This is a genomic window from Pararoseomonas baculiformis, assembly GCF_017813395.1.
GTDB lineage: Bacteria > Pseudomonadota > Alphaproteobacteria > Acetobacterales > Acetobacteraceae > Roseomonas > Roseomonas baculiformis.
Window position 1 is genome coordinate 24,847 of the sequence record NZ_JAGIZB010000022.1, and the last position, 21,632, is coordinate 46,478.

Here is a 21,632-nt window from a genome sequence, read left to right on the forward strand (position 1 = left end):
GTCAGGTTCTCCCGAAGCGGGCGGGGTCGAAGGGGCGGAGATCGGCGCCGGGCGCGCCGGTGGTGCGCAGGGCCGTCAGGACCCGCGCGGTGACGGCGGCCAGGGTGAGGCCGAGATGCTGGTGGCCTGTCGCGACGAGCGCATTGGCGAGGCCCGGCACCGGGCCGATGGCGGGCAGGTAGTCCGGCAGGGTCGGCCGGTCCCCCTGCCAGCGCGAGCTCGGCTCGGGCACCGGGCCGAAAAGGTCCCGCGCATGGCGGACGAGGATGTCGGCGCGCGACCAGTCCGGCGCGCGCTTCGCCGCCCCGAGCTCCACCGTGCCGGCCAGCCGGGTGCCGTGCTCCATGGGCGTGGCGATGAAGCCGCGCTCGGCGAAGGAGACGGGGCAGGGCAGGGGCACCGCGCCCTGTGGCAGCATGGCGTGGTAGCCGCGCTCGGCCGTCAGCGGCAGGCGGATGCCCAGCAGCGGCGCCAACCGCGCGCTGGCGAGCCCGGCGGAGAGAATGATGGAGTCCACCGCCCGTTCCCCGCCGGGAATCTCGATCGCGGCAATGCGCCCTCCCTCCCGCCGCAGCCCCGTCACGGGTTGGGCCAGGATTTCGCCGCCCTCCGCGGCGAAGCGCGCCGCCAGCTCGCGCACGAGGCGTTGCGGCTCCACCGCATGAGCCGTCTCCGGGAAGAACTGCCCGCCCGTGACCGACGCGGAAAGGGAGGGCAGCCGCGCCGCCACCTCCTGCGGCGAGAGGCTTTCCAACCGCACGCCATGCGCGGCCATGATCCGCGCCTCCTCGGCCGCGGCCTTCCGCCCGGCCTCGCTCTCCGTCACCGCGAATGAGCCCTCGTGGCGAAGGAGCGGCGCGAGCGATGGCGTGTCGAGCAGGCGGCGCCAATCGGCCACGGCTGTCCGCAGCAGATCTGCCAGCGCTGCCGTGCCCGCCTCCACCCGCGCCGGGCGGCTGGCGGCGGCCATGCGCAGGAACCAGGGCAGCATGGCCGGCAGCCCGCGCCAGCGCAGGGTCAGCGGCCCCAGAGGGTTCGCCAGCATGCGCGGCACGGAGGCGATCATCTCCGGCCTCGCCAGCGGCTGCACCTGCTCGATCGCGATATGCCCCGCATTCCCGGCGGAGCAGACCGAGCCTGGCGGCGCGGGATCGACCAGCAGCACCGGCCTGCCGGCGCGCTGCAGGGCGCGCGCGCAGGCCGTGCCCACCACCCCCGCGCCGATGACCGCGACCGGCTTCGCCACCTGCATCACACCAGGAAGCCCGCGCGCAGCGGGTCGCGCTCATTCACGAAGATGGTGTTGATGCCATGGGTGCGCGCCCAGCCCGCGATGCTGGGGATGATGGCCTGGTGATTGCCCACCACCGCCTTTCCTTCGACACGCCCATCGAAATGCGTGCCGATGATGCTCTCATGGATGAACTCGCCACCCACCGAGAGCTGCCCGCGCGCGGCCAGCTGCGCCATGCGGGCGGAGGTGCCGGTGCCGCAGGGGGAGCGGTCCACCGCCTTGTCGCCGTAGAACACGGCGTTGCGCGCATGGGCGCGCGGGTCCCGCGCCTTGCCGGTCCACATCACATGGCTCACGCCATGGATGGTCGCATCCTCCGGATGCACCACATCGACGATCTGGTTCAGGCGCCGCCGCAGCTCCGGGCTGTAGCGGATCACGTCATCGGCTGAGAAATCCTCCAGCCCCGCATAGCCGGGCTGCGGCTCCACGATCGCGTAGAAATTGCCGCCATAGGCGATATCGACGCGAAGCCGCCCCATGCCCGGCATCTCCACCTCCACATCCGGCAGGGCCAGGAAGGAGGCGATGTTGCGGATGCGAACGCTGTCCACATGCTCCCCGCGCCGCTCATAGGTGGCGACCACCTTGCCCGCGGGCGCGTCGAGGTTCAGCTCGCCCTCCCTGGCTGGCCGGGCCAGCCCGTTCTCGATCGCCATCGTCACCGTGCCGATCGTGCCGTGGCCGCACATGGGCAGGCAGCCCGATGTCTCGATGAAGAGGATGGCGATGTCGCAATCCTCCCGCGTCGGCGGATAGAGGATGGAGCCGGACATCACGGAGTGGCCGCGCGGCTCGAACATAAGGGAGCGGCGGACCCAGTCGTGATGGGTGAGGAAATCCATCCGCTTCTCGCTCATCGTGGCGCCCCGCAGGAAGGGTGCGCCACCGGTGACGAGGCGGACGGGATTCCCGCAGGTATGCCCGTCGATGCAGGAGAAGCTGTGGTTCCCCGGCGGTACCGGCGTCTCGATCCCCTGCATCGGCCTGAGCCCCCCCTGCAATTCGGGTTCCTGGCTATAAAGGACATTTTATCCAATTGACAGGGTGCTTGGCTTTCCCTTTGCATGGCCGCAACGCGCAAGCGGAGGCCGCTGGAGAAGCGTATTGGCAAGCATGGCAACGGCCGAACGGATCGGGAAGGCGGCGGCAGCGCCGCGTGTCGCGCATGCGCGCGTCTCGGTGGCTGGCGTGCTGGTCTGGGCGCTGATCGTCACCGGCATCCTGGCCATGGCCGTTCCGCTGGTGATGACGGCCTATATCAGCTTCTTCCGCGATGCCGTGGTCGTCTTCCCGCCATCGGGCTACTCCTCCTCCTGGTACACGCGCATCATGGAATTCCCGCGCTTCGGCGATGCGCTGGGCACCAGCCTGCGCATCGCCGCGATGGCGACGCTTGGGAGCCTGGCCCTGGGCATCCCGGCGAGCCTTGCCCTGGTGCGCTACCGCTTCATCGGGCGCGGGGTGCTGAACGTGCTCCTGCTCTCGCCCCTCACCGTGCCGGGGGTGGTCATCGGCCTCTCCGTCTATGTCGCGGTGGTGGAAACCGAGATCGCGACCGAATTCCCGCTGATCGGCTCGGACATCGTCCTCGTCCTCGCGCATCTGCTGATCACCGTGCCCTGGGTGGTGCGGCTCTGCGTCGCCAACCTCGTCGGGCTTGACCGCTCCATCGAGGAGGCGGCGGCAAATCTCGGGGCGCGGCCCTGGTCGGTGCTGTGGCGGGTCACGCTGCCCATGATGCGGCAGGGCATCGTGGCGGCCGCGCTCTTCGCCTTCATCGTCTCCTTCGAGAATATCGAGATGACGCTTTTCCTGATCGCGCCGGGCCAGACCACGCTGCCGATCTCCATCCTGCAATATCTTGAATACAAGGTCGATCCGCTGGTGGCCGCGGTGGTGATGGTGCAGACCCTCGTCATCGCCAGCCTGCTCCTCCTGCTCGACCGCTATGTGAAGCTGAGCCGTATCGTCTGATGACCGACACCTATCTCCGCATCCAAGGCCTCACCAAGCGCTTCGGTGCCAGCGTCGCGGTGCGCGACGTGGATCTCGATGTCCGGCAGGGCGAGTTGGTCGTGCTGCTCGGGCCTTCCGGATGCGGCAAGACCACCACGCTTCGCATGATCGCCGGCTTCGTGGAGGCGAGCGAGGGGCGCATCCTGCTAGAGGGGCAGGACTATGCCGGCCTGCCGCCCTATCGCCGCGAGATGGGCATGGTCTTCCAGAGCTATGCGCTTTTCCCGCACATGACGGTGGCGCAGAACGTCACCTTCGGCCTGCGCATGCGAAAGCTGCCCAGGCCGGAGATCGAGGCGCGGCTGGCCGAGACACTGGACATGGTGAAGCTGTCCACCATGGCGGAACGCTATCCCCGCCAGCTCTCGGGCGGCCAGCAGCAGCGCGTGGCGCTGGCCCGAGCCCTGGCGATCCGCCCGAAGGTGCTGCTGCTGGACGAGCCGCTTTCTAACCTGGATGCCAATCTGCGCCAGCAGGTGGCGCGGGAGATCCGCGCCCTGCAGCGCGCGGCGGGGCTCACCGCCCTCATGGTCACCCATGACCAGGATGAGGCCATGATGATGGCGGACCGGCTGGTGGTGATGAGCGACGGCTTGGTGCAGCAGGTCGGCACGCAGGAGGAGCTCTATGAGCGTCCGGCCAACACCTTCGTCGCGCGCTTCATCGGGCACAGCAACCTGATCCGCGGCATGCTGGAGGGCGGCGAGCGCCTCGTCATCCCCGGGGCCACGATCGGCCTGGCCGGGCATTACGACAGCTCCGGCGACTGCACCCTTGCCATCCGGCCGGAGCGCGCCCGCATCTGCGCGCCGGATGACCCGGCGGCGCGCATCACCGCGAAGGTCGAGGATGCCACCTATGTCGGCGCCCATGTCGAGGTGCTGCTGGTGCTGCCCGATTCCACCCGCGTGATCCTGCATGACCCGACCGATGGCGGCGCCGCCCGCCGCTTCGCGCCGGGCGACCTGGCTGGCATCGCCTGGGACCTCGCCAGCGAGAGGCTGTTCGACGACGCGGGGGCACCGCTCGCCGCCCGCAGCCCTGTCCACGCGTGAAACCTCTGACGAAGGAGCCCACCATGACCGACCGGCAACCAGGCGCTTCCCGGCGCCAGCTCCTCGGCCTCGGCGCCGCGGCGGCGGCCCTGCCTTTCATGCCACATGTGGCACGGGCCCAGGCATCGGGCCGCATCGTCGTCAGTACCTGGGGTGGCGACTACGCCAACCTGCTCGGCAGCAATATCGATCAGCCCCTGCTGGCGCCGAAGAACATCGAGGTGACGCAGGATGTGGGCACGGAGCCCGCGCGCGTCGCCAAGCTCATCGCCCAGCGCCGCCTGCCGCGCGGCAATGTGGACGTGATCTGCACCCAGGCGCCCCAGGCCTATGACCTGAACGAGGCGGGGCTGCTGGAGCCGCTGGACGAGAGCAAGGTGCCCAACATGCGGCACCTCCTGCCGGAACTGCGCACCGGCTACGCCCTGCCGCATATCTTCAGCCCGCAGATCTTCATCTACAACACCGAGCGCGTGCAGGCCCCGCCCAAGACCTTCGGCGATCTCCTGGCGGACCGCTACAAGGGCAAAGTCGGGCTGCTGGACAACAGCTTCATCTACATCGTCATGGCCGCGGCCCTGGCGAAGACCGGCGACGCGATGAACTTCGACGCCGCCAAGCCGGATCTGGAGAAGCTCGTCCGCGACGGCAACAAGACCTACACCGTCACCGACGCCTTTGCCCCGGCCCTGCGCTCCGGCGAGATCGATGTCGGGCCGGTCTGGCAGGCGCGCACCATCTTCTGGCAGAAGGCCGGCCTGCCCGTGCAGAGCTCCTTCCCGACGGAAGGCAGCGTCGTCTACGTCTCCTCCATGTCCGTGCCGAAGAACTCGCCGAACAAGGCGGCCGCCTTCGCCTATCTGAACGCCATGCTGGAGCCATCCGCCCAGCGCGGCTTCGCGGACAGCATGGGCTACCTGCCCACCAGCAGCCAGGCCACGCTGGAAGGCGAGGTGGCGCGGCGCCTGGCCCTGCCGGAGCCGCGCCCGAAGCTGGTGGCGCCGGACTATGCCAAGCTCTCGGCGGCGCGGAACGACCTGAATGACTGGTGGCGCCGCCTCCTGGATGGCCGATGAGCCGTCGTCCACAGGGCCTCACGGCCGGCATGCTGATCGGGCCGGCCACGTTCCTCGTGCTGGGGGCGCTGGTCGCGCCCCTGGCGCTCCTCGCCCGCTACAGCCTCAACCGCTACGACCGCGCCAACTTCATGGTCGAGGCGCTGACGCCCGAGAACTACCTGCGCTTCCTCGATGATCCTTTCTACACCGGCGTGCTCTGGACCACCCTGTCCATCGCGCTGGTCACCACCACCCTCTGCCTTCTGCTCGGCTTTCCCATCGCCTACCGCCTCGCGCGTTCGCAGAGCCGCTGGAAATCGGTGGGCGTGCTGCTGGTGATCCTGCCGCTCTTCATCGGCAGCACCGTGCGCGCCCTGGGCTGGATGGGCGTTCTGGGCCGTGGCGGGCTGGTGGACAGCGTGGTGGGCGCGGTTTCCCCGGGGTCGAGCTTCCCGCTTCTCTACACGTCCTTCGCCGTGGTGGTCGGGATCCTGTCGATCAACCTGCCCTATATGGTGCTCACGCTGCAGAGCGTGATCGAAGGGATCGATTCCCGGATCGAGGAGGCAGCGGACAGCCTGGGCGCCGATCCCTCGCGCCGCTTCTGGCATGTGGTGCTGCCCCTGGCCCTGCCCGGCCTGGCCACGGGCGGCGTGCTCGTCTTCATCCTGGCGATGAACGCCTATGCCACGCCGCTGCTCCTGGGCGGGGCGCGCTTCCAGATGATGGCGCCGATGCTGTTCCGCGAATATGCGGTGAACAACAACTGGCCCTTCGCGGCGGCCATCGCCTTCATCCTGATGATCACGACCCTGACGCTGACGGCGGTTTCCAGTGCCTTCGTCCAGCGGCGCTACAAGGCGGCGTGACCATGCCGGGCCGCAAGCTGCACCGGCAGACGGTGGTGGAATCCGCCACCGACGAGCTGCGCCGCCGCATCCTTTCCGGCGAGTTCCGCGAGGGCGAGGCACTGCGCCAGGATGCGCTGGCCGAGGAATTCGGCATCAGCCGCATTCCCTTGCGCGAGGCCTTCCGGCAACTGGCGGCGGAGGGGCTGGTCACCATCCATCCCCATCGTGGCGCGGTGGTCAGCTCCCTCTCCCCGGAGGAGATCGCGGAGCTGTTCGACCTCCGCGCGCTGCTGGAACCCGATCTGATCCGCCGTGCCGTCCCGCGCCTCGGCCCCGCCGACCTGGCGGGGGCCGAGACCATCCTTGCTGCCTATTCCGCCGCGATAGACCGCGCCGACCTCAATGCCTGGGGCGAGCTGAACACCGAATACCACCTGGCCCTCTACCGCCCCGCCGGGCGGGCCCAGACCCTTGCCCTGGTGCGGACCCTTCTGGCGAACACGGACCGCTACACCCGGCTGCAGCTTGCCGTCGCAGGCGGCACGGATCGCGCGAAAGCGGAGCATGCGGAGCTGCTGGAGATCTGCCGCCGCGGTGCCGCGGAGGAGGCGGCACGCTTCACCCGCCGCCATGTGCTGGAGGTGAAGCGGGACCTGCTGCGGCTGATCGCCGCGGCGGCGGATGACGCGCCGATGCAGGCCGCCGACTGAGCCGCGCGGCGCCCGCGATGGCATGGGGATTGCGAAACCCATTTCACCGGATCACGGGGGCGCCTTGAAAGCTGCATGTCACGGCCCGCATCATTGCCCAACCTGCTGGCGCGCGGACCCTTCCGCATGCACCATCCCCCGGACGCGCCGCCAGGGCGCGCGAGGGTGGGAATGGCCGCAGGCATGGCAGGCATGATCCGGATCGCCAGGCCATGCGGCCGACGGGGGAGCATCGGGGCGTGAGCGGCCCGGCGCTCGAACTGCGCGACCTCTCCGTCAGCTTCGCGACGGAGCGCGGGCGGCTCCAGGTGCTGGACGGCATCTCCTTCTCGGTTCCCGGGGGCCGAACCCTGGCGCTGGTGGGGGAAAGCGGCTGCGGCAAATCGGTCGCCTCCCTCGCGGTCATGGGCCTGCTGCCGCCCAGCGCGACGGTGGAGGGTGCCATACGCCTGGAAGGGCGCGAGATCGCGGAACTGCCGAAGGAGGAGCGGCGAAAGCTTCGCGGCGCCGACCTGGCCATGATCTTCCAGGAACCCATGACCAGCCTCAACCCGGCCTTCACGGCCGGGGAGCAGGTGGCCGAGGCATTGCGCCTTCACCAGGGGCTGGACCGGGCCAGGGCGCATGAGGCCGCGGTGGCGATGCTGGAATCGGTCCGCATCCCCGAGGCGGCGCGGCGCGCTAGGCAATACCCGCACCAGCTCTCCGGTGGCATGCGGCAGCGCGTGATGATCGCCATGGCGCTGGCCTGCCGCCCGCGCGTGCTCATCGCGGATGAACCCACCACCGCCCTCGACGTCACCGTGCAGGCGCAGATCCTCTCCCTGCTGGACGATCTGCGCGCGGGCACCGGCACCTCCGTCCTGCTCATCACCCATGATCTCGGCGTGGTAGCGGACCATGCTGACGAGGTGGTGGTGATGTATGCCGGCCGCGTGGCCGAGAGCGGTCCCACCGCCCAGGTGCTGGCCCGGCCGCAGCATCCCTATACCGTCGGGCTGCTGGGCGCCGCGCCGCGGCTGGATGGCCCGCGCGGCACCCGGCTGGCGACGGTGGAGGGCACGGTGCCCGACCTGGCCAACCCCCCGGAGGGCTGCCGCTTCAAGACGCGATGCCCCTTCCGCATCGCGATCTGCGACACGAGGCCGCCTCTGCACGAGGTCGGCCCCGGCCATCGCAGCGCCTGCCACCGTGCCCCGCTCGACCAGATCCTGGAGGCCGCGTGACCCCGCCGTTGCTCGAACTGGATGGCGTGGTGCGCCACTTCCCCGTGCGGGACGCACTGGGCCGCCGCCGCGGCGCCGTGCGCGCGGTGGATGGCGTTTCCCTCTCTGTCGGGGAAGGCGAGGTGCTGGCGGTGGTCGGCGAGAGCGGCTGCGGCAAGTCCACTCTCGGCCGCCTCGCGCTGCGGCTGGAGGAGCCGGATGCCGGCGCCATCCGCTTCGCGGGGCAGGACCTCCGCGCCATGGCCCCGGCCGCGCTGCGCCGCCAGCGCCGGCACATGCAGATGATCTTCCAGGACCCCTATGCCAGCCTGGACCCGCGCATGACCGTGGGCCAGGCGGTTGCGGAGCCCTTGCGGCTGCACGGCATCGTCCCGCGCGCCGGCGAGCGCGCACGCGTGCAGGAACTTCTCGCGCGCGTCGGGCTGCGGCCGGAACATGCGGATCGCTGGCCGCATGAATTCTCCGGCGGCCAGCGGCAGCGCATCGCCATCGCGCGCGCCCTGGCCAGCGGACCCCGGCTGATCGTGGGCGACGAGCCCGTGAGCGCGCTGGATGTCTCGGTGCAGGCGCAGGTCATCAACCTCCTGCAGGACCTCATCCGTGAGTTCCGCCTGGCCTTCGTGCTCATCAGCCATGACCTGGCCGTGGTGCGCCACGTCGCGGACCGCGTGGTGGTCATGTATCTCGGCCGCATCGTGGAGGAAGGGCCGGCAGCCCAGCTCTTCTCCGCATCACGGCACCCCTATACGCGGGCGCTGCTGGCCTCCGTGCCCGGCACGGGAGGGAAGGGGGCGCCTCTGCAGGGGGACCTGCCCAGCCCGATTTCCCCGCCCGCGGCCTGCCGCTTCCACACGCGCTGCCCCCATGCGCAGGCGGTCTGCCGGGAGCAGGACCCGGTGCTGGCCGCGGGGGCCACCGCCGCCACGCCGTCGCATCGTGCCGCCTGCCACTTCCAGGACGTGCTGCCCCCCTTCTCCCCGGCCAGGGAGGATGACGTGGGCGGCGAGCGCCTGGCCCGGCTGCAAGCCTTCTTCGCCACCAGGCCTCCCTCTGACGAAAGCATCGGAACCGCCGCATGAATGCCCGCTTCCTCGCCCCGCTCGCCGTGGTGGCGGCCCTCGCCGCCGGGGCCGCACAGGCCCAGAACCTTCCGAACCTGCGCATCGGGCTCCGCGAGGACCCCGACATCATGGACCCGACCCTGGCGCGCAGCTTCGTCGGCCGCATCGTCTTCGCCAGCCTTTGCGACAAGCTCTTCGACATCAACGACAAGCTGGAGATCGTTCCCCAGCTCGCGACCACGCATCGCTGGGAGGATCCGAAGACCCTCGTCATCACCCTGCGGGAAGGCGTGACCTTCCATGACGGGGAGAGGATGGATGCCGAGGCCGTCCGCTACTCCCTCACGCGCCACCTGACCATGCAGGGCAGCTTCCGCCGCGGCGAGATCACGGATCTCGAAGCCGTGGAGGTGGTGGACCCGCTGACGGTACGCCTGCGCCTGAAGCAGCCCTCCGCGCCCTTCCTGAGCCAGCTGACGGATCGCGCGGGCATGATCGTCAGCCCCAAGGCGGCCGAGGCGGCAGGCCGGGATTTCGGCGCGAAGCCCGTCTGCGCCGGTCCCTTCCGCTTCGTGGAGCGCGTGGCGCAGGACCGCATCGTGCTGGAGCGCTTCGCGAATTACTGGAACGCGGCGAACATCCACTTCAACCGCGTCACCTTCCAGCCCATCACGGACAGCACGGCGCGGCTGGCGAACCTGCAATCCGGCGCGCTGGAGCTGATCGAGGTGACGAGCCCCAGCGACGTGCCCGGCATTCGCCGGGACCGGCGCCTCAGCCTCACCACGGTGGATGGGCTGGGCTACTGGGGCATCATCTACAATGTCGGGAATGGCGCCCGCGCCCAGGGGCCGCTGGGACAGGACAGCCGCATCCGCCAAGCCTTCGACCTCGCCATCGACCGCGAGGCGCTGATCCAGGTGGTGTATGAGGGGCTGCACACGCCTTCCTCCCAGCCCATCCCGCCCGCATCGCCGATGCATGTGCGCGACCTGCGGGTGACCGCGCCCAACCTGGACCGCGCCAAGGCCCTTCTGCGCGAGGCCGGCATCCGCACCCCGGTCGCCGTGGACATGATGGTGGCCAACAGCCCCGAGCTGCGCCAGGCGGCGGAGGTGATGCAGTCCATGGTGGCGGAGGCCGGCTTCGAGCTGCGCATCGTCGCCACGGAATTCGCCTCCGCCCTCCAGGCAGCCGTGCGCGGCGACTTCCAGACCTATCTCAGCGGCTGGTCCGGCCGGCCCGACCCGGACGGCAATGTGTGGACTTTCATCCACAGCCGCGGCGCGCAGAATGACGGCAAGTATTCGAACCCCGAGGTGGACCGGCTGCTCGACCAGAGCCGTGCGGAGAGCGACCCGGCCAGGCGCACCGCGCTCTACGCAGAAGCCTTCCGGATCGCGCTGAGCCAGGACCGCGCCCGCAGCTATCTCTGGCACCCCAAGACCATTGTCGCGCACACCACCCGGCTGCAGGGCTTCGCCCTGGTGCCCGATGGCCTGATCCGCCTCCAGGGCGTGCGGCTCCGCTAGCCGATGTGGGGATGGCTGCTGCGCAGGCTGGGGCAGATCATCCCCACCCTGCTGATCCTTTCAGTGCTGATCTTCGCCCTGCAGCAGCTGATGCCGGGCGATCCCGCCATCATCATGGCGGGGGAGGAGCGCGGTGACCCGCAGGTGCTGGCGGAGATCCGGGCGGAGCTGATGCTTGATCGCCCGATCTGGGAACAGTACGGCGCCTGGCTCTGGCGCCTGCTGCATGGGGATCTCGGCTTCTCCTGGCGGATCCGCCAGCCCGTGGGCGAGCTGATCCTGGAGAAGCTGCCCGTTACACTCCAGCTCGGGCTCATGGCCTTCGTCATCGCCGTGGTGATCGGCGTGCCGGCAGGCATCGTCTCCGCCGCCTATCGGGACAGGCCCGCGGACTGGGCCGCCAATGGCATCGCCCTGGCCGGCATCTCCACGCCCAATTTCTGGCTGGGGATTATGATGATCCTGCTTTTCAGCGTGAATCTCGGCTGGCTGCCGCCTTCCGGCTATGTCCCGATCACCGAGGACTGGCGGCAATCCCTGGCCACCACCATCATGCCGGCCTTCGTGCTGGGCGGCGGTATCGCGGGCGTCTTCATGCGCCATACCCGCGCGGCGATGATCGGGGCGCTGGGCCAGGACTATGTCCGCACCGCCCGCGCCAAGGGCCTGCCGGAGAAGGTGGTGATCACCCGCCACGCGCTGCGCAACGCGCTGATCCCCGTCGTCACCCTCGCCACCATCGAGCTCGGCCGCCTCCTGGCCGGGGCGGTGCTGACCGAGCAGATCTTCTCCATCCCCGGCTTCGGCAAGCTGATCGTCGATGCCGTGTTCAACCGCGACTATCCGGTGGTGCAGGGCGTGGTGGTGGTGACGGCGCTGATCTTCGTCACCCTCTCCCTGATCGGGGACCTGCTCTACATGGCCATCAACCCGCGGCTGCGCGCGGCATGAGCGCGACGGCATCGCCAACGGGCGCCCCCGCCATCCCGCGCGCCGAGAGCCCGGTGCGGCGCGCGCTCCGCCGCTTCCTCCGGCACCGGCTGGCGGTGCTGGGGCTGATCGTGGTGGTGGTCTTTGTCGCGGCCGCCATCCTGGCGCCCTGGATCGCGCCCTACGACCCCGTCGCCACCTCCTGGTCCCGCATCCGCCGCCCGCCCTCGGAACTCCACTGGTTCGGCACGGATGAGAATGGCCGGGATGTCTTCTCCCGCGTGCTCTGGGGCGCGCGGGCCTCGTTGATGGCCGGCGCGCTGTCCGTCACGGCCGCGCTTCTGCTGGGCGTGCCCTTCGGCCTGCTTGCCGGCCTGGCCGGCGGATGGGTGGACACGATCATCTCCCGCATCACCGACGCGATGCTCTCCGTGCCCTTCCTCATCCTCGCCATCGCGCTCGCCGCTTTTCTCGGACCGGCGCTGGAGAACGCGATGCTCGCCATCGCCATCTCAGCCAGCCCCATCTTCGTGCGGCTGGCGCGCGGCATGGCGATGGAAGCGCGCGCGACGGAATGGGTGGAGGCCGCGCGTTCCCTCGGCAATCCGCCCTGGCGCATCGCGCTGGTGCATGTGCTGCCCAACATCGTGCCGCCGCTGCTGGTGCAGGCCACGCTCTCGATCGCCGAGGCCATCATCGCGGAGGCCTCGCTCTCCTTCCTCGGCCTCGGCCAGCAGCCGCCGAATCCGTCCTGGGGTTCGATGCTGAACGCGGCGCAGCGCTTCCTGACCCAGGCGCCCTGGATGGCAATCTATCCGGGCCTTGCCATCTTCCTTGTCGTGCTCGCCTTCAACCTTCTCGGCGATGGCCTGCGCGACGCGCTCGATCCGCGCGCCCGGGGCCGCTGAGCGCAGGCTTTCCCCACCCACCTGATACGCCGGGACGACACCTATCCGATGCGATGCATCGGATAGGTGTTCACGTGTGCCTGCCGGCCAGGCGCGGTGACACGAAAATTTCGTCAAGCCCCGCGAAAAGGTTTGACGTAGATCAATGACGGCCTGAAGATCGCTACGAATGCAATACAACGTATTCAGGTAATATACAAATGCCGGATGGCTACGAAGCGGGGGAAGAGAGCGGGGAGGCGGCCGAATCCGGCGTGCGGCCGCTGGCCTCGGCGCTGAAGACGCTCGCCCTGCTCGACCATCTCGGGCAGGTCCGGCAGCCCGTGCGGCTCGCCACCCTCTCGCGCCAGCTCGGCGCCGGCCGGGCCACGATCTATCAGCGCCTCGTCACCCTCATGGCCGCTGGCTGGGTGGAGCAGACCTCAGAAGGCTATTTCCGCCTCACCCTCCGCGCCGCGCGGGTAGCCCAGGCCGCGACCGAGCAGGCCGGCCTCGGGGCCCGCACCCTGCCGGTGCTGGAACAGCTCTCCGCCGAAACGGGCGAGGCGGCATCCCTCGCCGTGCTCGAAGGCGATCTTCCCTGCATCGTGCAGCGAGTGGAGCCGCAGGGCGTGCTGCGCGTGGAGATGCGCGTCGGCGCCACCATGGACCTCGCCGGAAGCGCCTCCGGCCGCGTGCTGCTCGCGCATCTCGACCCCGCGCGTGCCCGGCGCCTGGCTCCGGAACTCGACCCCGCGATCCTCGCGGCGGTGCGCGAGAGCGGCCATTCGATCTCCTCCGGCCAGACCATGGAGGGCATCCGCGCCGCCGCGGTCCCGGTCTTCGGGCATGACGGCGCCTGCGCCGCCGCCCTCTCCCTCGTCGCCCCGGTGCAGCGCTTCGCGCCGGATGGATGGATCCAACCCCTGCGCGCGGCGGCCGATGCCCTGCGCGCCATCATGGAGGGCCGCACCGCGTGAGCGCCGCGCTTCCCATCCCGCAAGCCCCGTCCGCGCCACGCCCGGCGCCGCGCGATCCGGACTTCCTCATGCGCCCGGAACGCCTGGCCGCTTTCCAGCCGAGCCGCGTCAGCGCTTCCCGCGCGCTGATGGCCCAGGCCATTGCGGAGCGCTGGAAGATCACCACGCGCCGCTTCGACATCGGCGCCGATTCCGCCGGCACGGCCGTGTACGAGATCGCGACGCCGGGCGGCAGCTTCAGCTTCATGGCCTTCTCCAATACGCCGCAGCGCGCCGGCCGCACCGGCCGCATCATCGGCCGCGCCTGGGACATGACCGGCTCCCTCGTCGAAGGCGTGGCGAGCGAGGCGGTGATCGAGACCACGCGGCGGGAGCTGCCCAAGCTCTATGCCGGCCGTGCCACGCCGGGCACGCTGATCTGGTGCCGCTCCAACCGCAGCATGCGCGTCTTCGATGCGACGGTGGCCGCGCTTGCAGAGGGGCGCCAGCCCGAGCCCGCCCTGCTGGCGCAGGTCTGCTACCTGATGCGCAACACCGGGCTGGACGGGAACGGTACCTTCGGCACGCGCTCCTTCCTCTCGCTCGAGGAAGGACATGCGCTGCGCCATCCGCTCGCCGCGCAGATGCTGGCCGCCTACATGATGCGAGAGTTCGCGGCCGATCTGGCGAACCACCTGGCTGCGCTGCAGTCGCCCGGGGCCGTGGCGCTCTCCGCGGAGAACCGCCGCTTCCTCGGAGTCGGCAACGGATCCGCGCTCGGCCTCATCCTCTTCATCAACAACCATCCCCGCCTGATCGATGCCTGGATCCGCGCACGGGAGGAGGCGATCGCCGCCGCCCGCGCCCTGCCGGTGGGCAAGGACGATGCGAGGCTGACCCATTTGGAGACGCTGCTGCGCCGCGCCGCGCGCTTCCGGCGCGAGGACCGCATGGTCTATGACGCCTTCGCCCCCAGCGCCCTAATCGCGGAGCAGCTGGAAGAGGTGGCCATGCTCGTCGCCAGGCTGCGCGAGACGGGCAGCGATGCTCTCTATCCGCTGGACGAGCTGGCGAAGCAGGTTGGCGCCCGCTTCCATCCCGAGGCGGAGGAGACCCTTCTTTCCCTCATGATCGAGCTGGTGCCGGAGCAGGCGGATCGCCTCGCCCGCGCCATGATCGTCACCGAGGAAATGGAGGCGCGCCCGGCCATGCGCTTGGCGGAACTGCGCGACATCCTCCGGCGCGAATACCAATGGGCGCTGGAATGGAACCTCTCCGCGCCCGGCTCCTACGACCATATCTGGTACAAATCCGCCACTGCCGAGGAGCCGCGCCGGGGCCTGAAAAGCGAGGCGCCGGCGGACGCCTTCAACCTGGGGCTGGACGTTCCGGGCTTGGTGCAGGCGCTGGACAAGGCGATGGCGGGACGCGACCCGGCCGAACCCGTCGCGCGGCTTCTGCTCGCGCGGCCGGACCTGCGCCAGATCATCACCCGCGTGCAGAGCCTGGCCGGGCTTCGCTACCACCAGCCCCGCGCCAACATCATGGGCGACGACTTCGTGCCGGCGCATCTCGTGCGGCTGATGAATGTCGCCCTGCATGGCGTAGACAAGACGCGCGACTACCTCGCCCGCAACCTGCGCGGCGTGCTCTTCCACGGCGCCCCGACAGCGGCCGATCTCGCCGCGGGCGCCGAGCCCGACTGGTTCTATCCCCCGGAGCCGCAAGCATGAGCGCCGTCTGCACCGAGGGTCCCGTCACCCTCCTGCCGCGCGAGGTCCGGCTGGTGGTGGAGCGCATTCTTCTCCTCACCGCCCTTCCGGCGGGCGCCATCCCGGCCGTCCGGGACACCGTGCTCTATTCCGCCGCTGCCGGGCTGGGCGGGCTGCCCCTGCTGCGCCAGCGCTTCGAGATGCTGCGCGATGCCAATCCCGGAGCCATGCGCGTGGATGAGGCCGCGCCGGGCAAGCTCGCCATCGATGCCGGCGGCCAGCATGCCTGGGTGGTCCTGCCCATGATCCTGGACGCGCTGGGCGAGGCCTGTGCCCGCGAAGGCGCGGCCCTGGCGAGCGTGGCCAATCTCCACGATCCGGAGGAGCTGCGCGCCGCCTGCGCCCTTGGGGCGCGGAACGGGCTGGCCATCTTCATCACCAATGGCCCCGCCACCGGGCCGGCCACCGGGCCCGGCGCCACGCTTCTGCAGGGTGAGGGGAGCGGCGCCATGCTGCTGGCGGCCCCGTCCGGCGTCGCCGACACCGTGCTCGGCCGCGTGCTGCGCGAGGGCGTGGTGGTGGAACCGGCGCTGTGGTGGGAGCTGCACCACCTGTCCAACACCGCCCTCGCCACCGACACGCCGGAATCCCGCCGCCATGCGGGCCCTGTGATCGTGGAGCCCGATGGGCGCGTCATCGGCCGCACGGACCATGACGACGACACGGATATCTCCCTCCTCCTCAGCCCGAAGCCGGAGTCCGCGAATGCTCATTGACGGCCTGCAATGTGGCCACTTCACGCCGGAGGTCTTCGCGGCGCTGCGGCGGGGGAATATCGGCGCCGTCACCGTCACCTGCGGCTTCTGGGAGGACCCGATGGAGTCCTTCGACGCCCTGGGCCGCTGGCGCGACCTGGTGGCGGAGAACGAGGCGACCTGCGCCGTGGCCCGCACGCCGGCCGAGATCGAGGCGGTGAACGCCTCCGGCCGTACCGCCGTAATCCTGGGATTCCAGAACACGGATCTCTTCGGCGGGCGCATCCGGCTGGTGGAGATGTTCGCGGAGCTCGGCGTGCGCGTGGTGCAGCTGACCTACAACAACCAGAACGCTGTCGGCGGCAGCTGCTACGAGCCGAATGATGGCGGGCTGGCCCGCTTCGGCCGCGAGGTGGTGCGGGAGATGAACCGCGCCGGCATGCTGATCGACTGCTCCCATGTCGGCGAGCGCACCACGCTGGAAGCCATCGCGCATTCGGAGAAGCCGATCGCGGTGACGCATGCCAATGCCACCAGCCTCGTGCCCCACAACCGCAACAAGAGCGACGCCATCCTGCACGCCCTGCGCGACACGGGCGGGGTGATGGGCTGCGCGGTCTACCGCAACATCACCGGCGACTACTACTGCGCCTCGGTCCGCAACTGGTGCGAGATGGTGGCGCGCACCGTGGACATCGCGGGGATCGACACGGTCGCGGTCGGTACCGATTACGGCCATGACAACACGCCGGCGGACTATGCCTGGATGCGCATGGGCCGCTGGACGCGCGGGATCGATTATGGCGCCTCTTCGGCCGGCAAGCCGGTGAAGACGCCCAAGGCGGAATGGCTGGCGGAAGGCGTCTCGGGCCTCGGGAATATCCCGGAGGGTCTGCGCGAGGTCGGGTTCCAGCCGGCCGAAATCGAGAAAATCACAAGAGGCAACTGGATCAGGCTCTACGGGGCCACGTTCCGGCCGAGCTGAGGAGGCGAGAATGGCAGAAAGGGGTTTCACCCGGCGGTCGGCCCTTGTGCTGGGCGGCGGCATCATGGCGGGGCTGGCCACGCCGAATTTCCGCCGCGTCCGCGCGGCGGAGGTGTTGCACGTCAACACCTGGGGCGGCGTCTGGGAACGCGCCGCCATCAAGAACCTCTTCGAGCCCTTCACGCGCGAAACGGGGATCGAGATCCGCCCGGTCTCGCCCGTCTCCTTCGCGAAGCTGGCCCAGCAGGTCCGCAGCGGCGCCTATGAGTTCGATGTCACCACGCTCGGCGCCGGCGAGATCATCCGCGCCAACCAGGCGAACCTGGTCGAGAAGCTGGACAACACCGACCTGGCGAAGAGCCCGCCCTTCCCGGGCGCGGTGTTCCAGAACGGCGCGAGCAGCCACGCCTTCGCTACCGTCATCGCCTATCAGAAGGCGAAGTATCCCAATGGCGGCCCGCAGAACTGGGCCGACTTCTGGGACCTGCAGAGGTTTCCGGGCTCGCGCTGCATGCAGCGCTACGCCTCGCGGATCCTGCCCATCGCCCTCGCGGCGGATGGCGTGCCGGCGGACAAGCTCTATCCCATGGACATCAACCGGGCCTTCCGCAGCCTGGACAAGATCAAGCCGGCGGTGCGCGTCTGGTGGACCCAGGGCCAGCAGTCCCAGCAGCTCCTGCGGGATGGCGAGATCGATTGCATCGCCCTGTGGCATGCGCGCACGCTGGAGCTGATCGACCAGGGCCAGCCCGTCGAGATCGTCTGGAACCAGGCGGAGATCGAGCGCGCCTACTGGGTCGTCGCCCGCGGCACGCCCAACAAGGACAACGCGCTGCGCTTCCTGGAAGCCGCGCTGCGGCCGGAGCGGCTGGCGGGCTTCTGCCGGGATTCGCTCAACGGCCCGCTGAACCCGGCTGCCTTCAACCATCTGAGCCCGGCGGAAGCCGCCCGGATGCCGACCGCGCCCGCCTACAAGGACAAGGTGTTCGAGCAGGACATCCTGAACTTCGGCGGCGATGTGAACGCCGTGACCCAGCGCTTCGAGCGCTGGATCGGCACTTGAGCGCCACGGCCGCCGCCACGGGGGAAAGCAGCCTGAAGTCCTGGCTGCTTCTCGCACCGCTCCTGGTGTTCCTGGCGGCCTTCTTCGTCGTGCCGCTGGCCCAGGTGGTGGTGATGAGCGTGACCGAGCCGGAGTTCGGCTTCGGCCATTACGCCGAGATCGTGACCGACGGCTTCCACCTGCGCGTGCTGATGGAGACCTTTGTCACAGCACTCGTCGTTTCCCTCTGCTGCCTCCTGCTCGGCTTCCCGCTCGCCTATGCCATGGCCGCCGCCCCGGCCAGCCTCGCCGCCGCCATGATGGTGGTGGTGACCATGAGCTTCTGGACGAGCTTCCTCGTCCGCACCTATGCCTGGATGGTGCTGCTGGGCAATCGCGGCCCCATCGCGCAATTCGCCGAATGGCTGGGCTTCGCGGCGCCGGAGCTGCTCTTCACCCGCTTCAGCTCCACCATTGCCATGACCCATATCCTGCTGCCCTACATGGTGCTGAGCCTCTACGGCGTGCTGAAGCGGATCGAGCCCGCGCTCCCGCGCTCCGCCGCCAGCCTGGGTGCCACGCCTGCCGCCGTGATCCGCCATGTGGTGCTGCCTCTCGCCGCGCCCGGCATCGCGAACGGGCTCACCCTCGTCTTCGTCCTCTGCCTCGGCTTCTACGTCACGCCCATCCTGCTCGGTTCCCCGCGGGAGCAGATGGTGGCGGGCGTGATCGGGCAGCAGGTGGAGGAGTTCCTGGCCTTCGGTGAGGCCTCGGCCATGGCGGTGGTGCTGCTCGCCAGCACGCTGATCGTGCTGGGCCTCTATCATCGCCGCTTCGGCCTCGACCGGCTCTGGGGCTGAACCGATGCGCCTGCTCATGCTCCTCCTCGGCGCCGTGGTGCTGGCCTTCGTGGCCACGCCGCTGATCATCGTCGTGCCCATGTCCTTCAGCACGGCCGTCTCGCTGGAATTCCCGCCGCCGGGCTGGTGGACCGGCTACTACGCCGCCTATTTCAGCGATGCGCGCTGGACGCGGCCCACGCTGAACAGCCTCGGCATCGCGGCGGCGGTCGCGGTGCTCACCGTCATCCTGGTCACCCCCGCCACCTTCGCCCTGGTCCGCCACCGCTTCGCGGGCAAGGCGCTGGTGAACCTGCTGCTCATGCTGCCGCTGGCCGTGCCACATATCGTCATGGCCATCGGCTACTACGCCTTCCTGGCGGATGTGCGGCTGCTGCAGACCTTCCCGGGCATCATCCTGGCCCATACGGCGCTTTCCGTGCCCATGGCCTTCCTGGTTCTCTCGGCCAACCTCAAGGGCTTCGACCGCACGCTGGAGCGCGCGGCCATGTCCCTCGGCGCCAGCCCGGCCGCCACCTTCCGCCATGTCACCCTGCCCGTGCTCTGGCCCGGCTTCGCCGCCGCCGCGCTTTTCGCCTTCGTGCAAAGCTTCGACGAGACGGTGGTCGCGCTCTTCATATCCGGCCGGGACACCGAGACCCTGCCGCGGCGGATGTTCGACAGCATCCGCACCACGGCCGATCCTGTGATCGCCGTCGTCTCCACCCTGCTTTTCGTGGCGGTCGCCGCGCTGGTGATCCTGCCCATCCTCTGGCGCGGCATCGCGCGCCGCCGATCGGAAGCCCGCCCGTGACCAAGCCCTATCTGGAGCTGAAGAACCTCTCCAAGAGCTATGACGGCCGCAGCCGCGCGCTGGATGCCGTCAACCTCACCGCGGCGAAGGGAGAGTTCATTACCTTCCTCGGCCCCAGCGGCTCGGGGAAGACCACCACCCTCATGCTCATCGCCGGCTTCGAGGCGGCGACGGAGGGCGAGATCCTGGTCGATGGCGTCCCCATCACCCGCGTGCCGCCGCACAAGCGCGGCATCGGCATCGTCTTCCAGAACTACGCGCTCTTCCCGCACCGCACGGCGCTGCAGAACGTGATGTTCCCGCTGCAGATGCGGAAGATGCCGAAAGCCCGGGCCACCGAGAAGGCGCGCGCCATGCTCGCGCTCGTCGGGCTCGAACGCTTCGCCGAGCGCCACCCGCGCGAGATGTCCGGCGGCCAGCAGCAGCGCGTGGCCCTGGCGCGGGCCCTGGTCTTCGACCCGGCCCTGCTGCTGCTGGACGAACCCCTGGGCGCGCTGGACAAGAACCTGCGCGAGAACCTGCAGATCGAGATCAAGCGCATCCAGCGCAGCCTGGGCGTGACCACCATCTTCGTGACCCATGACCAGTCCGAGGCGATGGCCATGTCGGACCGGATAGTGGTCTTCGAGGGCGGGCGCATCCAGCAGGCCGGCACGCCGCTGCAGGTCTATGATCGCCCGGTGAACGAGTTCGTCGCGCGCTTCGTGGGGGACAGCAATCTTCTTCCCCTGCACCTCACCGATCCCGCCTCGGGGCTGGGCGAGATCGCCGGCATCGGCCCGGTGCGGCTGCCGCCCCAGCCCGCGCGCCAACCCGGCGAAAGGGCGACGCTGCTCCTCCGCCCGGAGGTGCTGGGCCTCGCCCAGCCAGGCGCGTCGAACACCTGCCGGATGCGGGTGGAAACCGTCGTGCATTTCGGCGACAGCGCGCTGCTGATCGGCGATGCCGGCGGCACCGCCCTCCGGGCCCGGTTGCCGGGCCAGGCCGCCCAGGGCATTTCGGAGAGGGCGGAGATCGCCCTTTCCTGGAATCCGGCCGCAGGGCACCTCATCCCGGCCGCCTGAACCGGGCGGCCCGGGCGGGGAGGGCCGGGGCCCTCCCCGGCAGGATCAGACCTCGAAAGCCTCGCCCGGCTTGGGCAGGCGCACGCGGCCGGACTGGTCGCCCATCTCCCGCATGAAGTCGTCGGCCGAGGGGGCGATGATGGGGAAGGTGCCGAAATGGCAGGGGATCACCACCGGCACATCCGGCAGGAAGCGCCGCATGGCCAGGGCCGCGCCGCGCGCGCCCATGGTGAAGCGGTCGCCCATCGGTACCATCGCCACCTTCGGGCGATAGAGCTCGCCGATCAGCGCCATGTCCGAGAACACGTCGGTGTCGCCCATGTGGTAGACCACCGGCTGCGACCCGTCCTTCGGCGTGATCACCACGCCGTTCGGCAGGCCGAGATCCTGGATCATCCCGTTCTCGCCGGGGGCGGCCGAGGAATGGAAGGCGATGGTCAGGGACACCGTGAACTCGCCCTGATCCGTCGTGCCGCCGGTGTTCATCATGTCGGTCTTCCCGACGCCCTGGCGGGAGAAGAACTGGCAGATCTCGGCATTGGCGACGAGCTTCGCCCCGGTGGCCTGGCAGATGGCCGCCGTGTCGCCGGTGTGGTCGCCATGGCCATGGGTCAGCACCACATGGGTCGCGCCCTTCGAGGCTTCCTCGACCGTGCCCTTGAAGGTCGAGTTTCCCTTCAGGAAGGGGTCGATCAGCACAACGGAGCTGCCGAATTCCAGGCGGAAGGCCGAATGCCCGAACCAGGTGATCTTCATGCGATCCTCCTTCGCAAACCGGCCCTGGTGTAGCGGGGGAGGGGGGTATGGGCCAGCCGGCCCAGCGCAAATGCCCGTGCGAT

At 69.8% G+C, this 21,632-nt stretch carries 21 protein-coding genes; 18 read left to right on the forward strand and 3 right to left on the reverse strand.

The window, feature by feature from the left end:
* Position 1: 1 nt before the first annotated feature.
* Both J8J14_RS19135 and J8J14_RS19140 read right to left on the reverse strand, forming a co-directional pair.
* The gene (locus tag J8J14_RS19135; RefSeq protein ID WP_209381151.1) at positions 2-1,246 is read right to left on the reverse strand and encodes an NAD(P)/FAD-dependent oxidoreductase; all 1,245 of its coding nucleotides are present in this window, start codon (positions 1,244-1,246) and stop codon (positions 2-4) included.
* Between the two features lie 5 nt (positions 1,247-1,251).
* The gene (locus tag J8J14_RS19140; RefSeq protein WP_209381152.1) at positions 1,252-2,277 is read right to left on the reverse strand and encodes a 4-hydroxyproline epimerase; all 1,026 of its coding nucleotides are present in this window, start codon (positions 2,275-2,277) and stop codon (positions 1,252-1,254) included.
* A gap of 133 nt (positions 2,278-2,410) precedes the next feature.
* Between J8J14_RS19140 and J8J14_RS19145 the strand changes: the two genes are divergently transcribed.
* The 18 genes from J8J14_RS19145 to J8J14_RS19230 all read left to right on the forward strand — a co-directional run bounded on the left by J8J14_RS19145 (position 2,411) and on the right by J8J14_RS19230 (position 20,793).
* Complete coding sequence (locus J8J14_RS19145; protein WP_209381153.1) at positions 2,411-3,271, forward strand: ABC transporter permease; 861 nt, start codon at positions 2,411-2,413, stop codon at positions 3,269-3,271.
* Positions 3,271-4,368, forward strand: a complete 1,098-nt coding sequence (locus tag J8J14_RS19150) for an ABC transporter ATP-binding protein (RefSeq protein WP_209381154.1) — start codon at positions 3,271-3,273, stop codon at positions 4,366-4,368. Before J8J14_RS19145 ends, J8J14_RS19150 begins: the two co-directional genes overlap by 1 nt.
* Positions 4,369-4,391: 23 nt before the next feature.
* Positions 4,392-5,444: an extracellular solute-binding protein gene (locus J8J14_RS19155; RefSeq protein WP_209381155.1), complete on the forward strand. Its 1,053-nt coding sequence runs from the start codon at positions 4,392-4,394 to the stop codon at positions 5,442-5,444.
* Positions 5,441-6,295, forward strand: coding sequence for an ABC transporter permease (locus J8J14_RS19160; protein WP_209381156.1), 855 nt, complete (start codon positions 5,441-5,443; stop codon positions 6,293-6,295). The genes J8J14_RS19155 and J8J14_RS19160 overlap by 4 nt, the downstream gene beginning before the upstream one ends.
* A gap of 2 nt (positions 6,296-6,297) precedes the next feature.
* Positions 6,298-6,987 (forward strand): GntR family transcriptional regulator, encoded by a 690-nt coding sequence (locus tag J8J14_RS19165; protein WP_209381157.1) that lies wholly within the window; start codon positions 6,298-6,300, stop codon positions 6,985-6,987.
* A 212-nt stretch (positions 6,988-7,199) separates the two neighbouring features.
* Complete coding sequence (locus J8J14_RS19170; RefSeq protein ID WP_209381158.1) at positions 7,200-8,213, forward strand: ABC transporter ATP-binding protein; 1,014 nt, start codon at positions 7,200-7,202, stop codon at positions 8,211-8,213.
* Entirely contained in the window at positions 8,210-9,292 is a 1,083-nt protein-coding gene (locus J8J14_RS19175; RefSeq protein ID WP_342452489.1) for an ABC transporter ATP-binding protein, read from the forward strand. The genes J8J14_RS19170 and J8J14_RS19175 overlap by 4 nt, the downstream gene beginning before the upstream one ends.
* The gene (locus tag J8J14_RS19180; RefSeq protein WP_209381160.1) at positions 9,289-10,806 is read left to right on the forward strand and encodes an ABC transporter substrate-binding protein; all 1,518 of its coding nucleotides are present in this window, start codon (positions 9,289-9,291) and stop codon (positions 10,804-10,806) included. Before J8J14_RS19175 ends, J8J14_RS19180 begins: the two co-directional genes overlap by 4 nt.
* A gap of 3 nt (positions 10,807-10,809) precedes the next feature.
* Positions 10,810-11,757, forward strand: a complete 948-nt coding sequence (locus tag J8J14_RS19185) for an ABC transporter permease (RefSeq protein WP_209381161.1) — start codon at positions 10,810-10,812, stop codon at positions 11,755-11,757.
* On the forward strand, positions 11,754-12,644 hold the full coding sequence (locus J8J14_RS19190; RefSeq protein WP_209381162.1) for an ABC transporter permease: 891 nt from the start codon (positions 11,754-11,756) through the stop codon (positions 12,642-12,644). Before J8J14_RS19185 ends, J8J14_RS19190 begins: the two co-directional genes overlap by 4 nt.
* 200 nt (positions 12,645-12,844) lie before the next feature.
* Complete coding sequence (locus J8J14_RS19195) at positions 12,845-13,603, forward strand: IclR family transcriptional regulator (protein WP_209381163.1); 759 nt, start codon at positions 12,845-12,847, stop codon at positions 13,601-13,603.
* The gene (locus J8J14_RS19200) at positions 13,600-15,315 is read left to right on the forward strand and encodes a hypothetical protein (RefSeq protein ID WP_209381164.1); all 1,716 of its coding nucleotides are present in this window, start codon (positions 13,600-13,602) and stop codon (positions 15,313-15,315) included. The genes J8J14_RS19195 and J8J14_RS19200 overlap by 4 nt, the downstream gene beginning before the upstream one ends.
* Positions 15,312-16,070, forward strand: coding sequence for a hypothetical protein (locus tag J8J14_RS19205; RefSeq protein ID WP_209381165.1), 759 nt, complete (start codon positions 15,312-15,314; stop codon positions 16,068-16,070). The genes J8J14_RS19200 and J8J14_RS19205 overlap by 4 nt, the downstream gene beginning before the upstream one ends.
* On the forward strand, positions 16,060-17,034 hold the full coding sequence (locus tag J8J14_RS19210) for a dipeptidase (protein WP_209381166.1): 975 nt from the start codon (positions 16,060-16,062) through the stop codon (positions 17,032-17,034). The genes J8J14_RS19205 and J8J14_RS19210 overlap by 11 nt, the downstream gene beginning before the upstream one ends.
* A gap of 10 nt (positions 17,035-17,044) precedes the next feature.
* Complete coding sequence (locus J8J14_RS19215; protein WP_209381167.1) at positions 17,045-18,097, forward strand: ABC transporter substrate-binding protein; 1,053 nt, start codon at positions 17,045-17,047, stop codon at positions 18,095-18,097.
* Positions 18,094-18,936, forward strand: a complete 843-nt coding sequence (locus J8J14_RS19220) for an ABC transporter permease (protein ID WP_209381168.1) — start codon at positions 18,094-18,096, stop codon at positions 18,934-18,936. Before J8J14_RS19215 ends, J8J14_RS19220 begins: the two co-directional genes overlap by 4 nt.
* 4 nt (positions 18,937-18,940) lie before the next feature.
* Entirely contained in the window at positions 18,941-19,729 is a 789-nt protein-coding gene (locus tag J8J14_RS19225; protein WP_209381169.1) for an ABC transporter permease, read from the forward strand.
* Entirely contained in the window at positions 19,726-20,793 is a 1,068-nt protein-coding gene (locus J8J14_RS19230; protein WP_209381170.1) for an ABC transporter ATP-binding protein, read from the forward strand. Before J8J14_RS19225 ends, J8J14_RS19230 begins: the two co-directional genes overlap by 4 nt.
* Positions 20,794-20,838: 45 nt before the next feature.
* On the opposite strand, the gene J8J14_RS19235 is transcribed toward J8J14_RS19230, so the two are convergent.
* The gene (locus tag J8J14_RS19235) at positions 20,839-21,549 is read right to left on the reverse strand and encodes a metal-dependent hydrolase (RefSeq protein ID WP_209381171.1); all 711 of its coding nucleotides are present in this window, start codon (positions 21,547-21,549) and stop codon (positions 20,839-20,841) included.
* Positions 21,550-21,632: the final 83 nt, after the last annotated feature.

What these genes read in the sequence shown, in the direction of transcription:
- J8J14_RS19140 (WP_209381152.1), bottom strand. Translation starts at nt 2,277, where the DNA reads ATGCAGGGGATCGAGACGCCGGTACCGCCGGGGAACCACAGCTTCTCC.
- J8J14_RS19145 (WP_209381153.1), top strand. Translation starts at nt 2,411, where the DNA reads ATGGCAACGGCCGAACGGATCGGGAAGGCGGCGGCAGCGCCGCGTGTC.
- J8J14_RS19150 (WP_209381154.1), top strand. Translation starts at nt 3,271, where the DNA reads ATGACCGACACCTATCTCCGCATCCAAGGCCTCACCAAGCGCTTCGGT.
- J8J14_RS19155 (WP_209381155.1), top strand. Translation starts at nt 4,392, where the DNA reads ATGACCGACCGGCAACCAGGCGCTTCCCGGCGCCAGCTCCTCGGCCTC.
- J8J14_RS19160 (WP_209381156.1), top strand. Translation starts at nt 5,441, where the DNA reads ATGAGCCGTCGTCCACAGGGCCTCACGGCCGGCATGCTGATCGGGCCG.
- J8J14_RS19165 (WP_209381157.1), top strand. Translation starts at nt 6,298, where the DNA reads ATGCCGGGCCGCAAGCTGCACCGGCAGACGGTGGTGGAATCCGCCACC.
- J8J14_RS19170 (WP_209381158.1), top strand. Translation starts at nt 7,200, where the DNA reads ATGCGGCCGACGGGGGAGCATCGGGGCGTGAGCGGCCCGGCGCTCGAA.
- J8J14_RS19180 (WP_209381160.1), top strand. Translation starts at nt 9,289, where the DNA reads ATGAATGCCCGCTTCCTCGCCCCGCTCGCCGTGGTGGCGGCCCTCGCC.
- J8J14_RS19185 (WP_209381161.1), top strand. Translation starts at nt 10,810, where the DNA reads ATGTGGGGATGGCTGCTGCGCAGGCTGGGGCAGATCATCCCCACCCTG.
- J8J14_RS19190 (WP_209381162.1), top strand. Translation starts at nt 11,754, where the DNA reads ATGAGCGCGACGGCATCGCCAACGGGCGCCCCCGCCATCCCGCGCGCC.
- J8J14_RS19195 (WP_209381163.1), top strand. Translation starts at nt 12,845, where the DNA reads ATGCCGGATGGCTACGAAGCGGGGGAAGAGAGCGGGGAGGCGGCCGAA.
- J8J14_RS19205 (WP_209381165.1), top strand. Translation starts at nt 15,312, where the DNA reads ATGAGCGCCGTCTGCACCGAGGGTCCCGTCACCCTCCTGCCGCGCGAG.
- J8J14_RS19210 (WP_209381166.1), top strand. Translation starts at nt 16,060, where the DNA reads ATGCTCATTGACGGCCTGCAATGTGGCCACTTCACGCCGGAGGTCTTC.
- J8J14_RS19215 (WP_209381167.1), top strand. Translation starts at nt 17,045, where the DNA reads ATGGCAGAAAGGGGTTTCACCCGGCGGTCGGCCCTTGTGCTGGGCGGC.
- J8J14_RS19225 (WP_209381169.1), top strand. Translation starts at nt 18,941, where the DNA reads ATGCGCCTGCTCATGCTCCTCCTCGGCGCCGTGGTGCTGGCCTTCGTG.
- J8J14_RS19235 (WP_209381171.1), bottom strand. Translation starts at nt 21,549, where the DNA reads ATGAAGATCACCTGGTTCGGGCATTCGGCCTTCCGCCTGGAATTCGGC.